We start from the raw sequence: 13,847 nt of genomic DNA on the forward strand, positions 1-13,847 counted from the left end.
ATGGCAAGATATTCAAGAATAGAGGTTGCTGAAACCATGAAGAATACGGGAATAGTTCCGGTATTTTATCATAAGGATCTTAGTGTTTGTAAAGAAGTACTCAAAGCCTGTTATGAGGGCGGCACCAGGGTGTTTGAATTTACCAATAGGGGTGATTATGCACACGAGGTTTTTGGAGAACTCAACAAATACTGTAACGAAACTTTTAACGATATGATGCTGGGGGTGGGCTCGGTGATTGATGCCGGCACTACCTCATTATACCTTCAGCTGGGAGCAAACTTTATTGTATCCCCGATAATAAACACCGAGATGGCTAAAACTTGCAATCGTAGAAAGGTGGCCTGGATGCCGGGTTGCGGATCGGTCACGGAGATTTCCTATGCAGAAGAGCTCGGTGCCGAGGTGGTTAAGATCTTCCCGGGAAGCCAGGTTGGAGGCCCCTCATTTGTGAAGGCAGTAAAGGGACCTTTTCCATGGAGCAGCATTATGCCCACCGGAGGAGTGAGTCCTACTGAGGAGAACCTCAAAGAATGGTTTGATGCCGGCGTTCACTGCGTTGGCATAGGTTCTAAGCTTTTTACTAAAAAACAGGATGGTGGTTATGACTATAACAGCATTACTAAAATTGTTAAGTCTTCCATTGAAATGGCCAAAAAGTTCAGAAAATGAGATTGGTAAAATCAAAGCATATCATTGTAAACCTTTTTCTGTCGGTTCTTATCCTGTTATTTTCGGGGTGTAGCGAAAAGTCCAATACCAAAATTATAAAATTGGGCCACGGCCTGGATACCAGTCACCCTGTTCACAAAGCAATGCTTTTTATGGGAGAGCGGTTGGCAGAAAAATCTGGGGGCAGCATGCGTATCGATATTTATCCTAATCAGCAACTAGGTTCAGAGCGGGAATGCCTGGAGCTTCTACAAATAGGTAGTCTTGGAATGACCAAGGTGTCTACTGGGGTTATGGAAAATTTTGCTACCGGCTTAAAGGTTTTTGGTCTTCCATTTTTATTCAGGGACCGCGAACATAGATTTAACGTTCTGGAGAGTGAGATAGGTGAGGATTTCCTTAATTCCAGTATCGACAAACGTTTAAAAGGTTTAACCTTTTATGATGCCGGCAGTCGTAGTTTTTATACAAAAAAACCAATTAAAACCCCTCAGGACCTTGAAGGCCTAAAGGTACGTGTAATGGAAAGTCAAACTGCAATTAATATGGTGAAAAACCTTGGAGGCTCGCCAACCCCTATCGCCTGGGGAGAGTTATACACTGCACTTCAACAGGGTATAGTAGACGGCGCAGAGAATAACCTGCCCAGTTTCCACCTATCCAGGCATTATGAGGTGTGTAAATACTTCCTGGTAGATGAGCATACGGCGCTTCCTGATGAACTGGTTATTGGAACACCAGTTTGGAACAAACTTACAAAGCAGCAACAAATATGGCTTAAGGAGGCAGCCATGGAGTCTTCCGAATATCAGAAAAAATTATGGCGTGAAGCTGAACTAAAGGCTTTGGAAGAGATAAAAGCAGCCGGGGTTACGGTGATCGAAGCCAATAAGGAGGAGTTTCGAGAAAAAGTACAGCCTATGTATGATGAATTCAGTGAAGATCCTGAAATGAAACAAATAATAGAAGATATTCAAGCAGTAGAATAATATGAAAAAGAGCTTAGATAGAATTTTAGGAGTGCTACTGGTAACCCTTATGACCATTATGGTAGTGGCAGTTTTATGGCAGGTCTTTTCAAGATATGTGATGCAATCTCCCAGTTCTGTAACTGAGGAACTGGCTAGATATCTGCTTATATGGATTGGAATCCTTGGTGCAGCTTACGCGGCCGGGCAGCAGGATCACCTGGCTATAAACCTGCTGGAGGAGAAATTGGATAAAAAAAACCGGAAAAAACTCAGAATAGGTATTGATGTTTTGATCATTTTTTTCTGTGTTACGGTATTGGTGATAGGAGGGGGCAACCTGGTTTATGTGAATTATGAACTGGGACAAAGTTCGGCTGCACTTGAGATCCCTTTGTATATAGTCTATATGGTAATTCCACTAAGTGGTTTTTTGATTATCACTTATAAAATAAATGAAATTATGAACCCCGAAAAATACCTGGTATGATATCTGAAATTTTAATCCTGGTTATTTCTTTTGTGGTTCTGCTTTCAATTGGGGTGCCTGTGGCTTGGTCTATTGGCTTATCCTGTCTTTTTACCATGCTGGCGAGTATAGATACCCTGGCAGCATTTACTACGGTATCACAGCGAATGGCAACGGGACTGGATAGTTTTTCACTGCTCGCTATTCCTTTCTTTATTCTCGCAGGACAGATCATGAACCAGGGAGGGATTGCCAACCGGCTTATCAACTTTGCCAAGGCTCTTATTGGCTCCCTGCCGGGTGGATTGGTGTATGTGAATGTGATCGCAGCGATGTTGTTTGGCGCTATTTCAGGTTCAGCCGTAGCGGCTGCATCTGCGATCGGCGGTATCCTTGGGCCACCCATGGAAAAAGAGAATTATTCAAAAGAATTTGGGGCCGCGATCAATGTTACCTCATCCACCACAGGGCTTGTTATTCCACCCTCAAATGTACTTATCGTATATTCACTTGCCAGTGGCGGGGTGTCCATTGCCTCCCTTTTCCTGGCTGGTTATCTGCCGGGGATTTTGATGGGACTTGCCCTTATGCTGGTCGCTGCCGTCTGGATAAAAAAGAAGAAATACCCCGCAGGGAATGCAACGAGTTTAGGATTGCTGGCCTCTACATTTCTTAAGGCTCTTCCAAGTTTATTGCTGCTTGTAGTAGTTATTGGTGGAATTGTTTCAGGAATATTTACAGCTACCGAGGCTTCGGGAATAGCCGTTCTCTATTGCCTTGTGCTTTCTTTTGTTTACCGGGAGCTCAACCGTGAAAAACTTTATAAGGTGTTTTTGAACTCGGTTGGCACTACGGCCATTGTGATGCTTCTTATTGCAACATCCATGAGTATGTCATGGGTGATGTCTTATGAAAATATTCCGCAATCAGTGAGTGATGCCCTACTGGCCTTGAGTGATAATAAATATGTGATCCTTCTTATCATTAATCTGTTATTGCTTTTTGTGGGAACCTTTATGGATATGACTCCTGCGGTACTGATCTTCACACCTATCTTTTTACCAGTGATGCAAAATTTGGGTGTAGACCCTGTGCACTTCGGGATTATTATGGTGATGAATCTCTGTGTGGGACTCTGTACCCCTCCGGTAGGCTCTGTCCTCTTTATCGGTGTCGGAGTGGCTAAGACCACTATTCAGAAAGTAATAAAACCTTTAATCCCTTTATATGTAGTAATGGCAATTGTGTTATTGTTGGTGACTTTTATTCCAGCTATCAGCCTGTGGTTGCCAGAAATTTTTGAATAAAATTATTGATCTTAACTATGGAAAATACACAACTTAAAAGATTAAACAGGAAGAATGCTGGGCTTACAAAAGAACTGCCAATTAAGGTCATTCAATATGGAGAGGGAAATTTCCTGAGAGCTTTTGTAGATTATATTATAGATAAGCTAAACAAGGAAACCGGCTTCAATGCTGGTGTGGCTGTGGTTCAGCCACTGGCAGGAGGGCTTATAGATGTACTTAATGAACAGGACGGTCTTTATAATCTCTTTATGAAAGGCGTAAAGAAAGGAAAAGAACTGCAGTTAAATGAAACAATTTCCTGTATTCAAAAAGGCATCAATCCGTATGACAAGTACGAGGATTATTTAAAACTGGCTGAAGAAGAGGAGTTGGAGTTCCTTATATCTAATACTACCGAAGCGGGAATCGCTTATGATGAGGCCGATACCCTGAATGAATATCCACATAAGAGTTTTCCGGCGAAAGTGACAGCTTTGCTTTATAAAAGGTTTAATCATTTTGAAGGAGACACCTCTAAAGGTCTTACCATAATTCCTTGTGAACTGATAAATTACAATGCCGATACTCTCAAAGAGATCATATTGAGGTATGCGGAAATATGGCAGCTGGAAGATGAATTTGTGAATTGGATTGAAAACAGCAATAGTTTTCATAATACCCTGGTAGACCGTATTGTTCCTGGATATCCTAAAGATGATATCGAGGCCTATCAGAATGAACTTGATTACGAGGATAAGCTTATTGTTTCTGCTGAAGTTTTTCTATTATGGGTTATAGAAGGTGACGAAAAGCTAAAGGCTAAAATTCCTTTTAGCAAGATCGATGAAAATGTGCTAATAGTAAAGGATATGCAGCCTTACCGTACGCGAAAGGTTAGAATACTTAATGGAGCGCATACTAGTATGGTGCCATTTTCTTTACTTTATGGCAATGAGACAGTGAAAGAAACAGTAGATGATGAATTTACTGGAAAGTTTATAAAAGAAGCTGTTTTTGAAGAAATCAATCCTACTTTATCTCTGCCTGAAGAAGAGTTGAATTCTTTTGCTTCGGAGGTGTTCGACAGGTTTAGAAATCCATTTATAAAACATCAGCTTTCCAGTATAGCCTTAAATAGTATTTCTAAGTTCAAGGTTCGGGTCCTACCCAGTCTTTTAGCTTTTCAGAAAAAATTCAATCGATTGCCCTTAAAGCTGACCTTTGCCTTTGCATGTCTTATAAGGTTCTATGATGCCAAATGGAAAGGAAAAAGTCTGCCTGTACAGGATGACGAGCAGGTAATGTCAAGTATGAAAAAGATTTGGGAACTGCACAGTTACAATGAAATTACAGAAAAGGTTTTAGGCAAAACAGAATTTTGGGGAGTCAACCTTAATGAAATTCCTGAATTGAAAGAGCATATAACTTTTGCTTTGGAGGTAATTGATAATAAAGGAGTGAGGAACGGCTACGAGGTTTATTCAGAAAAATTTTCGTAAGTCAAAAAAGATAAGTTATGAAAAACAAATTGATCAAGGTACACCCCGATGATAATGTAGCCATTGCGTTAATAGATCTTTGGCAGGGAGATAAAATTGAATTTGAAGGGGAAGAAGTGATAATCCTTTCTGATGTGAAGGCCAAGCATAAAATTACCATGGTTGACCTTGCTAAGGGGGATAAGATCTATATGTATGGTGTACTGGTGGGAAAGGCGACAGAAGAAATAAAAAGAGGTGATGTGCTTACGGTAAACAATATAAAGCATGAGGCCAGCCAGACTTTTCAAAAGTCAGAAGTCACCAAATGGCAGGCTCCTGATGTTTCCAAATGGAAAGATCGCACCTTTAATGGTTATCATCGCCCTGATGGGCAGGTGGGAACTGCCAATACCTGGTTATTCTTTCCTCTTGTATTCTGTGAGAACAGGAACATTGAATTACTTAAGGACGTTTTTGAAAAAGAGTTGTCCTTTCATAAATCACCAAAACAACGTCAGCTGTTGCGTAATCTTATCAGTGGAAAGGATGAAAATACCAGCGTCGAGTTTGAAGAGGAAGAGAGCGAAGTTTTTGACAATATTGAGGTAAAGTTTATAACCCACCAGGGAGGTTGTGGTGGGATCAGGCAGGATTCTGTAATGCTCTCAAAGTTGCTGGCCGGCTATGTGAATAATCCGAATGTTGCCGGTGCTACGGTTTTAAGTCTTGGTTGTCAAAACCTTCAAATCGATATTTTTAAGAATTCCCTGAAAGAAATTAATCCCGACATAAAAAAACCGGTTTTGATTTATGAACAACAACAGATGGGAACGGTGGACGAAATGATGAATACCATAATCAGGGAGTCTTTTGAAGAAATAAAAAAAGCCAATAATATACAGAGAAAACCTGCGCCACTATCCAGTTTAAAACTGGGTCTGGAATGTGGAGGTTCAGATGGATTTTCCGGGATTTCAGCAAATCCTACTTTAGGTTATGTTTCAGATGTTTTAGCGGCCCTGGGTGGCTCGCCAATACTTTCTGAATTTCCTGAATTATGTGGTGTTGAACAGGAATTAGTAAATCGTTGCGTAGATGATGAAACTGCCCAAAAGTTCATGGATTTGATGAAATCATATGAGAAGGCAGCTGAAGCTTCAGGCTCAGGCTTTGATATGAATCCTTCCCCTGGAAATATAAAGGACGGGCTTATTACCGATGCCATGAAATCGGCAGGAGCAGCTAAAAAAGGAGGTACATCTCCCATTCAGGCAGTATTGGATTATGGAGAATATGTCTCTAAACCAGGTCTTAATTTATTGTGTACCCCAGGGAATGATGTGGAAAGCACCACGGGAATGGTAGGGTCTGGAGCAAATGTGGTGGTTTTTACAACCGGTCTCGGTACTCCAACAGGCAATCCTATTGCTCCTATTATAAAACTATCATCTAATTCTATCCTTGCACAACGCATGCCCGATATAATAGATGTAGATGCAGGAGCCGTAATAAAAGGAGAAAAAACTATCCCGGAGATGGGAGAGGAATTACTTGAATATATCATAAAAGTAGCAAGCGGAGATATTAGTTCAAAGGCAGATCAGCTTAATCAGAACGATTTCATCCCCTGGAAAAGAGGCGTCTCATTGTAAAAAAACAATGGAAATGGTAGTCCAAAATATCAAAGTTGGAATTATAGGTTCAGGATTTGCCGCTAGATTTCATTGTGATGCCCTTAGAAGAGTTTATCGCGTAAATCTTGAAATAATCGGAGCCTATTCTCTTAATTTGGAAAACCTAAATGCCTTTTGTCAGGAAAAGAATCTTAAGCCTTTTGATAATCTGGATAGTTTGATTAATGAAGCAGATGTACTCCACCTGTGTACTCCTCCTGTAACCCATGAAGCTCTTAGTATAAAGATCCTAAGTAAGAATAAGTATGTGGTTGTGGAAAAACCTCTTACAGGTTATTTCGGGAAAGGAGAAGAAGACTTTTCTGGTGACACCTTTTCCAGAGAAGCAGGGCTTGAGGAGAGCTTAAAAAGCATTAGGAATATTCTGCTGGCAGAAGAGAATAGTAAGGGGAAGGTTCTGTATGCCGAGAATTGGATATATGCCCCGGCAATTCAGAAAGAAAGGGAAATTATTGAGAAGACTAAATCCCAGATTCTTTGTATCCAGGCTCAACAGTCTCATTCAGGGTCGCATTCTACGGCTTATGGAAAATGGGAATTGTCGGGAGGTGGCTCTCTTATGGGTAAAGGCTGTCATCCTATGGCAGCTGCCATCTATTTGAAGCATGTCGAAGGTAGATCTACAAATGGTAAACCTATACGACCTATGTCTGTTAGTTGTCGGGTTCATAGTATAACCCGCCTGCCGACTTATAAGAATCTGGAACATTTAAAAGATACATACACAGATGTTGAAGACTATGCTTTAACCCATATTATTTTTGAAGATGGTACCATCGCTGATATTACAGCCAGCGAAATTCTTCATGGAGGGGTAAAGAATTATTTGGAAGTACACGCCAATAACCATCGTACTATATGCAATCTTACTCCTACCAATGCCATGCAAACCTACAATCCAAAAGAGGAGTATTTTGAAGATATTTACGTAGTAGAGAAAACCGGAACAAAGCAGGGTTGGTCAAATATATCACCAGATGAAGCCTGGTTTAATGGATATCAGCACGAAATGGATAATTTTTATGATTCGATAGTCAAAGGAAGCGACCCTGAAAGTAACTCTGCCCTTGCGGCCGATGTGATCAGAAGTATTTATTCAGCCTACCTCTCAGCTGAAAATAAAGGTGCTGAAGTAAAGATTCCGTGGCTTTAAAACCCTTCCTCGAACCTAACTTACATCACTAAGTTTAAGCAATTTTCTGTTTGAAGAATCACGGATGATTAGCTCTGGAGGGAGCACCACCTTTTTTTCAACAGTATAGGCATTGGTCTCTTTTACCTGCTCAAGAAAAACCTGGGCGGCAATCTTACCCATCATAAGCGGGGTTTGATCCATAGAGGTGATAGGCAGTTCCATATATTTGGTAAAAGGCTCATTACTGAATCCAACCACACAAACTTCCTGAGGAATTTTGATCTTTCTGGCCCGTAATTCCTGCATGGCACCAAGTGCTGCGTAATCTCCGGCAGAGAAAATAGCATCGGGTTTTTCTTCAAGCTTCCATAAATCGTCTATGGCCTGCATTCCAGATTCTATTTTACTGTTTACCTGAATTACATACTCGGGATTAAAATCAATCTCATAATCTTTTAGAGCCTTTTTGTATCCCTCAAATCTGTTTCTATAGATTTCCAGGTTAATGTCACCAGAAAGATGTGCTATTCTGCTACAGCCTTCTTTTATCAGGTGTTCTGTGGCAATATATCCTGCCTTATAATCGTCCAGCACTACCGAGCTCACGCTTGGGATATCTATTTTTCTATCAAAAAATACCAGGGGCGTCTGTTCTTCAAGTACTTTTTTAATGTGATCTGTCTTCTGGGTGGTTTTGGAAACCGACATGAATATACCGTCAATTTGAGTATTTAAAAGGGCATTCAATTGCTCCGCTTCTATCTCAACTTCCTCATGAGATTGGCCTATAATGATATGGTAACCATGTGGAGTTAACTCTTCCTCAATACCTCTAATTACTGAAGAGAAAAAACTACGATTAATATAAGGAACGATCACTCCTACGTTATTGGTCCTACCTTGTTTCAAAGCCTGGGCCAGTCGGTTCTGCTTATAGTTCATCTCTCTGGCGGTTTTAACAACCAACTCCCGCGTCTTCTCGCTAATTTTAGGATTGTTATTTAATGCCCGTGAGACTGTAGCAGCACTGATATTTAATTTTTTGGAAATATCATAGATAGTAACCTTGTCTTTACTTTTCATGAAGGCGTTTTGTTTGGTAGAATAGTTATTTTAAGAATCTGAATTAGCCAATAATATTTCGGGTAAAATATGACTTTCTTCCTCCATAAAGCAACTCTTACATTATATATTTATTAAAAATAAAGAATTTTCTTAGTAAAAAAAGAAAATTAGCTTAATTTAAGCAATCGATTGCAAAAAATAATACAATATGCCTTTATCTTCGATTAAATTAAAATTCATTGCTTTTCTTCAAGTTCTTTTGATTTCATACACTGGGTGGGCATACCAACCAGCTAATGAAAATACTGGGGGGGAATATCATTTTGTTGTTGCCAAAGATGGAAGTGGAGACTTTCAATATGTACAGGAAGCCATCAATGCCATCCCGGATTTCAGAAAAGAAGAAACAAGGATACTCATAAAAGTTGGGATTTATAAAGAAAAACTTATACTTCCTACCTCCAAGACTAATGTAACTTTTATTGGTGAGAGCCGGGATAAAACCGTTTTGACCTATGATGATTATGCCCAGAAACTCAATAAATATGGTGAGGAAATAGGAACTACCGGATCAACTTCTTTTTTCATTTTTGGAGATGATTTTAAAGCATACAATCTTACTTTCGAAAACAGCGCAGGTCCTGTAGGGCAGGCAGTCGCCGTGAGGGTAGATGGGGATAGGGCTGTATTCGTAAACTGCAGATTCCTTGGAAATCAGGATACTTTGTACTTGCATGGAAGGAATAGCAGACAATATTATAAGGATTGCTATATCGAAGGAACCACCGATTTTATCTTTGGTTGGTCCACGGCGGTCTTTGAGGATTGTGAAATTTACTGTAAGGAAGGCGGCCATTATATTACGGCTGCTTCCACTGAAGAAAGCTCGAAATATGGGTTTGTCTTTATTAACTGTTCCATAACCGGTGATGCTCCAGAGGAAAGCTTTTATCTCGGACGCCCGTGGAGAGACCATGCCCAAACCGTTTTTATAAGTACCGAAATGGCATCTCTCATTAAACCCGAAGGATGGCATAACTGGAATAAGCCTCATGCTGAAGAAACTGTATTTTATGCGGAATATAACTCAAAAGGAGAAGGAGCTTCCAAAGAGAGGATTGAATGGGCAAAGTTACTTACTGCAGAGGAAGCAAAAAACTTCACAGTAAGAAAGATACTCGGAGGTACGGATAATTGGAATCCTGCTAAATCCATTAAGAATTAACCTGGTTCATTTATATTAAGGACTCATATTCCTTATTAAAAAAGCAGTGATTTTAATATTTTGATAAATTTTTGAATAAATATTATGTAAACTGACAAAGCTTTGCTATTTTAGTGCAATCGATTACAATAAATATGAAAAGAGAGACTATAGTTAACTTCGTGATCAATGCCGTGGTTTTTGGGTTGATTTTTATGCTGTGTTCATGCAAAGCTGGTGATCAGGACTTTAATTCAGATAAGGCCTGGGAGAGGGCAGAAAATATTATTCAAGATATTAAAGTCCCCCAATTTCCAGACCGTAGCTTTAATGTTACCGATTTCGGCGCAAAGGCAGATGGAGTCACTGATAATACTGAAGTTTTCAAAAAGGCCATAGATGCCTGTAATGCACAGGGAGGCGGAAAAGTTTTAGTGCCGGCGGGGAGATATGTTACCGGACCAATACATTTAAAATCCAATGTAAATTTTCATCTGGCTGAAGGTGCGGAGATCCTCTTCAGTAAGAATAAATCGGCTTATCTGCCCGTGGTTCATACCTCTTACGAAGGGATGGAACTGATGAACTATTCACCTTTGATCTATGCCTACGGCCAGAAGAACATTGCGGTAACCGGAAAGGGAGTTTTTAATGGGCAGGCAGACAATGATAACTGGTGGCCCTGGGCCGGGAAAGACGAATATGGATATAAGGAAGGCGATCCAAGACAACATGACGATAGTAATCTGCCTAGGTTAAGACAAATGGTGGCCGATGGCGTTCCTGTAACCGAAAGGGTTTTTGGGGAAGGTAATCAATTGCGTCCAACCTTTTTCGAACCATTTGAATGTGAAAATATACTTGTTGAAGGAGTTACCTTTACTAACGCTCCGTTCTGGATTATACATCCTATAAAAAGCAACAATATAACCGTAGATGGAGTGACAGTGCGTAGTCATGGTCCTAATAATGATGGATGCGATCCTGAGTATTCCAAAAATGTTCATATCAAAAATTCCATATTTGATACTGGTGATGACTGTATTGCCATAAAATCTGGCCGTAACAACGATGGTCGGCGTGTTAATATTCCCAGTGAGAATATTGTAGTTGAAAACTGCGAAATGGCTGATGGTCATGGTGGCGTGGTAATGGGAAGTGAGATCTCTGCCGGGGTTCGCAACGTTTTTGTGAGAAACTGCCGTATGGATAGTCCTAATCTTGACCGTGCAATCCGTATCAAGACCAATACCATTCGTGGTGGTTTTGTAGACGGAGTTTACGTAAAAGATCTTCAGGTGGGGCAGGTTAAGGAAGCTGTGCTTAAAATAAATACTTATTACGCTATATATGACAATCAGGAAGGGGACTATATTCCGGAGATCAGAAATATTTTCCTGGAAAATGTAGAGGTGGAAAATGGAGGTAAATATGGTTTACTCATAAAAGGAAGGGAACAATCACCTGTTCAGAATGTACAACTTAAAAATGTAAGCATTAAGAGTACTGAGGTTCCGCTTAATATCGAAAATTGCGAACCGGTAAAATTTATTAATACCACAATTAATGGAAAAGCATATTAAATAGAAGACTATGAAAAAACTAATATTACTTTTTTTAGCTACCCTGAGCATTGTTTCCTGTAATGACGGGAAGAAAGAAAAAGAAGCTACGGTAGAAACAAAGGAAGAAACTGAAACATTAATCTCGAACAAGACTTATGCTGAAATTTCAGTGAAGGAAGGCGGTAAATGGGAAGGTCGTGAATATAAGGGTGGAGAATTTAAAAATGTTGATAGTCTCTCCGTGCCCGAAAATCATACTGACCATTCATGGTTTATAAGGTATGAAGGTCCGGGTTGGGAGAACAAAAATGTTGGCTACAGGCTCTATCTGGACTGGAGAAATGCTATAGATATCTTCGGAAAAAAAGTGGATACCCTGGTTCTACCATATGTAGGGCAGGATGGATTTGATTCTTATCATGAGGAAGCCGATTGGGGTCTGGATATCCTGAAAGCCGGTAAATCCATGGGAATTGGAGGTTACGGCCGTTATATGAACGATACTGTGGCGCATTTCAGGAATGTAGGGAATACTATTGCGACTGTTATTAATACAGAAAGCAGATCTTCAGTAGAAATATTTTATGAAGACTGGGCTACAGGTAAAGACACCATAGATCTGGAAGCTAAACTTAGCATTTTTCCGGAAGGCAGGTATACCAAAGCCGAACTTACTCCTTCTGCAGAGATAGATGGTCTTACTACGGGAATTGTAAAACATGGCCCGCAATTGATCAAAAGACAAAGTGAGAACGGCAAGTGGGCCTATATAGCCACTTATGGTGCGCAGACGCTGGTGAATGAGAATGATAAACTGGGAATGGCCGTTTTCTATAATACCGATGAATTGGACAAACAAATTGAAGGGACCGATGATCATTTAGTAGTCTTTAAACCCACTACCGAAACAATTACCTATTATTTCCTTGGTGCCTGGGAACAGGAAAAAGATGGTATAACAACTAAAGAAGATTTCTTATCTCATTTAGATGAGTTATTGAAAGAATTGAATTCAAATAATACTTTAAACTAATTCTGATGAAAATTCTGAAAAACCGACTTCACTACTGTTTCATTTTTCTATTTGTTGGTGGGGCGTTTATAAGCTGCAAGGAGAATGGAGATAAGCAAAAGGAAGAAATGGCCTCTGTAGACCAGGAAAAAATAGTTCCTGAAGACCTGAAATGGTCTGAAAGAATGATGCTGTCAGAAATGCATCGTTTTCCTGAGGCTTCCAAACTGGACTTTCGCGATGAACCTAAATGGAGCTATACGAATGGCCTGGTTTTGAAAGCTGCAAAGGAGGTCTATCAGGAAACGGGAGATGAAAGATATTATCAGTATATCTACGATTACGCCGATACCATGGTCACCGACGAAGGTGATATTAGAACTTATAAGTTGAGCGATCAGAACCTTGATATGCTTAATTCAGGGAATGTGCTACTGTATCTATATCCTAAGACAAAGGAAGAACGATTTCTGGAGGCATTGAAATTGCTCAGAAGCCAGATTGACACTCAACCACGTACCAAGGAAGGTGGTTTCTGGCATAAAAAACGTTATACCCAGCAGATGTGGCTGGACGGGCTTTATATGGCGCATCCGTTTTATGCGCATTATACCCAAATGTTCAGCGAAGGTGAAGAAGCACAACAAGCTTATAATGATATTGTACATCAGTTCGATCTTATTCAGAAGTATGCGTATGATGAAGAAACTGGTCTGCTATACCACGGCTGGGATTCCAGTAAACAGCAAAAATGGGCCGACAAGGAAACCGGAACTTCTCCGAATTTTTGGTCACGTGCCATGGGTTGGTACGGAATGGCAATGGTAGATGTTCTGGATTACCTCCCTCAGGATCATGAAGGCCGCGAAAAAATCATAGGTTACCTGAACCAGTTTGCGGAGGCGGTAACTAAATATCAGGATGCAGAATCCGGTTTATGGTATCAGGTACTTGACCAGGGAGACCGTGAAGGAAATTACCTGGAAGCTTCAGGTTCTTCCATGTTCACTTACACTTTTGCAAAGGCGTCGAAAAAAGGATATCTGCCCAAAAAATATCTGGAAGTGGCCAAAAAAGGATACGAAGGCATCTTGAATAATCTTATCACTGTTGAAGATAATGGAGTGGTGAACCTGAACCAGGTTTGTGCAGTGGCCGGTCTGGGTGGAGATCCTTATCGCGATGCTTCTTATGAATACTACATTAGCGAGGAAGTTCGAAGCAATGATCCAAAGGGAACAGGACCTTTTATCCTGGCAAGCTTACAGTTTGACAGATAATCAAAAAATACAG

At 40.3% G+C, this 13,847-nt stretch carries 12 protein-coding genes; 11 read left to right on the forward strand and 1 reads right to left on the reverse strand.

Annotation, left to right across the window (positions count from 1 at the left end; genetic code table 11):
• From NE848_RS03425 to NE848_RS03455, 7 genes are read left to right on the forward strand one after another with little or no spacing between them, the layout of a single operon-like run.
• A complete protein-coding gene (locus NE848_RS03425; protein ID WP_252110806.1) occupies positions 1 to 672 on the forward strand; it encodes a bifunctional 4-hydroxy-2-oxoglutarate aldolase/2-dehydro-3-deoxy-phosphogluconate aldolase in 672 nt (223 codons plus the stop codon).
• The gene (locus NE848_RS03430; RefSeq protein ID WP_252110807.1) at positions 669 to 1,661 is read left to right on the forward strand and encodes a TRAP transporter substrate-binding protein; all 993 of its coding nucleotides are present in this window, start codon (positions 669 to 671) and stop codon (positions 1,659 to 1,661) included. Before NE848_RS03425 ends, NE848_RS03430 begins: the two co-directional genes overlap by 4 nt.
• 1 nt (position 1,662) lies before the next feature.
• A complete protein-coding gene (locus tag NE848_RS03435) occupies positions 1,663 to 2,130 on the forward strand; it encodes a TRAP transporter small permease (RefSeq protein WP_252110808.1) in 468 nt (155 codons plus the stop codon).
• Positions 2,127 to 3,416 carry a TRAP transporter large permease gene (locus tag NE848_RS03440; RefSeq protein WP_252110809.1) on the forward strand — a complete coding sequence of 430 codons (1,290 nt, stop codon included), beginning with the start codon at positions 2,127 to 2,129 and terminating at the stop codon, positions 3,414 to 3,416. The genes NE848_RS03435 and NE848_RS03440 overlap by 4 nt, the downstream gene beginning before the upstream one ends.
• A 17-nt stretch (positions 3,417 to 3,433) precedes the next feature.
• Positions 3,434 to 4,897: a tagaturonate reductase gene (locus tag NE848_RS03445; protein ID WP_252110810.1), complete on the forward strand. Its 1,464-nt coding sequence runs from the start codon at positions 3,434 to 3,436 to the stop codon at positions 4,895 to 4,897.
• A gap of 17 nt (positions 4,898 to 4,914) precedes the next feature.
• Positions 4,915 to 6,531, forward strand: coding sequence for a UxaA family hydrolase (locus NE848_RS03450; RefSeq protein ID WP_252110811.1), 1,617 nt, complete (start codon positions 4,915 to 4,917; stop codon positions 6,529 to 6,531).
• 13 nt (positions 6,532 to 6,544) lie between these two features.
• Positions 6,545 to 7,726 (forward strand): Gfo/Idh/MocA family protein, encoded by a 1,182-nt coding sequence (locus tag NE848_RS03455; RefSeq protein WP_252110812.1) that lies wholly within the window; start codon positions 6,545 to 6,547, stop codon positions 7,724 to 7,726.
• Positions 7,727 to 7,741: 15 nt separating this feature from the next.
• Here the strand turns inward: NE848_RS03455 and NE848_RS03460 are convergent, their stop codons facing one another.
• A complete protein-coding gene (locus NE848_RS03460; RefSeq protein WP_252110813.1) occupies positions 7,742 to 8,791 on the reverse strand; it encodes a LacI family DNA-binding transcriptional regulator in 1,050 nt (349 codons plus the stop codon).
• A gap of 190 nt (positions 8,792 to 8,981) precedes the next feature.
• On the opposite strand from NE848_RS03460, the gene NE848_RS03465 reads away from it, so the two are divergent.
• The 4 genes from NE848_RS03465 to NE848_RS03480 all read left to right on the forward strand — a co-directional run bounded on the left by NE848_RS03465 (position 8,982) and on the right by NE848_RS03480 (position 13,834).
• Positions 8,982 to 9,998, forward strand: a complete 1,017-nt coding sequence (locus NE848_RS03465) for a pectinesterase family protein (protein ID WP_252110814.1) — start codon at positions 8,982 to 8,984, stop codon at positions 9,996 to 9,998.
• Between the two features lie 134 nt (positions 9,999 to 10,132).
• A complete protein-coding gene (locus NE848_RS03470) occupies positions 10,133 to 11,560 on the forward strand; it encodes a glycoside hydrolase family 28 protein (RefSeq protein WP_252110815.1) in 1,428 nt (475 codons plus the stop codon).
• 10 nt (positions 11,561 to 11,570) lie between these two features.
• Positions 11,571 to 12,575 (forward strand): DUF4861 family protein, encoded by a 1,005-nt coding sequence (locus tag NE848_RS03475; RefSeq protein WP_252110816.1) that lies wholly within the window; start codon positions 11,571 to 11,573, stop codon positions 12,573 to 12,575.
• Between the two features lie 5 nt (positions 12,576 to 12,580).
• Positions 12,581 to 13,834, forward strand: a complete 1,254-nt coding sequence (locus tag NE848_RS03480) for a glycoside hydrolase family 88/105 protein (RefSeq protein WP_252110817.1) — start codon at positions 12,581 to 12,583, stop codon at positions 13,832 to 13,834.
• Positions 13,835 to 13,847 lie beyond the last annotated feature (13 nt).

It is taken from the genome of Gramella jeungdoensis, assembly GCF_023805255.1.
GTDB classification, from domain to species: Bacteria; Bacteroidota; Bacteroidia; order Flavobacteriales; family Flavobacteriaceae; genus Christiangramia; species Christiangramia jeungdoensis.

Bases quoted from the DNA above. Each gene is read 5' to 3' on its own strand.
- NE848_RS03445 (WP_252110810.1), top strand. From the start codon at position 3,434: ATGGAAAATACACAACTTAAAAGATTAAACAGGAAGAATGCTGGGCTT.
- NE848_RS03480 (WP_252110817.1), top strand. From the start codon at position 12,581: ATGAAAATTCTGAAAAACCGACTTCACTACTGTTTCATTTTTCTATTT.
- NE848_RS03455 (WP_252110812.1), top strand. From the start codon at position 6,545: ATGGTAGTCCAAAATATCAAAGTTGGAATTATAGGTTCAGGATTTGCC.
- NE848_RS03440 (WP_252110809.1), top strand. From the start codon at position 2,127: ATGATATCTGAAATTTTAATCCTGGTTATTTCTTTTGTGGTTCTGCTT.
- NE848_RS03450 (WP_252110811.1), top strand. From the start codon at position 4,915: ATGAAAAACAAATTGATCAAGGTACACCCCGATGATAATGTAGCCATT.
- NE848_RS03465 (WP_252110814.1), top strand. From the start codon at position 8,982: ATGCCTTTATCTTCGATTAAATTAAAATTCATTGCTTTTCTTCAAGTT.
- NE848_RS03470 (WP_252110815.1), top strand. From the start codon at position 10,133: ATGAAAAGAGAGACTATAGTTAACTTCGTGATCAATGCCGTGGTTTTT.
- NE848_RS03475 (WP_252110816.1), top strand. From the start codon at position 11,571: ATGAAAAAACTAATATTACTTTTTTTAGCTACCCTGAGCATTGTTTCC.
- NE848_RS03435 (WP_252110808.1), top strand. From the start codon at position 1,663: ATGAAAAAGAGCTTAGATAGAATTTTAGGAGTGCTACTGGTAACCCTT.
- NE848_RS03430 (WP_252110807.1), top strand. From the start codon at position 669: ATGAGATTGGTAAAATCAAAGCATATCATTGTAAACCTTTTTCTGTCG.
- NE848_RS03460 (WP_252110813.1), bottom strand. From the start codon at position 8,791: ATGAAAAGTAAAGACAAGGTTACTATCTATGATATTTCCAAAAAATTA.
- NE848_RS03425 (WP_252110806.1), top strand. From the start codon at position 1: ATGGCAAGATATTCAAGAATAGAGGTTGCTGAAACCATGAAGAATACG.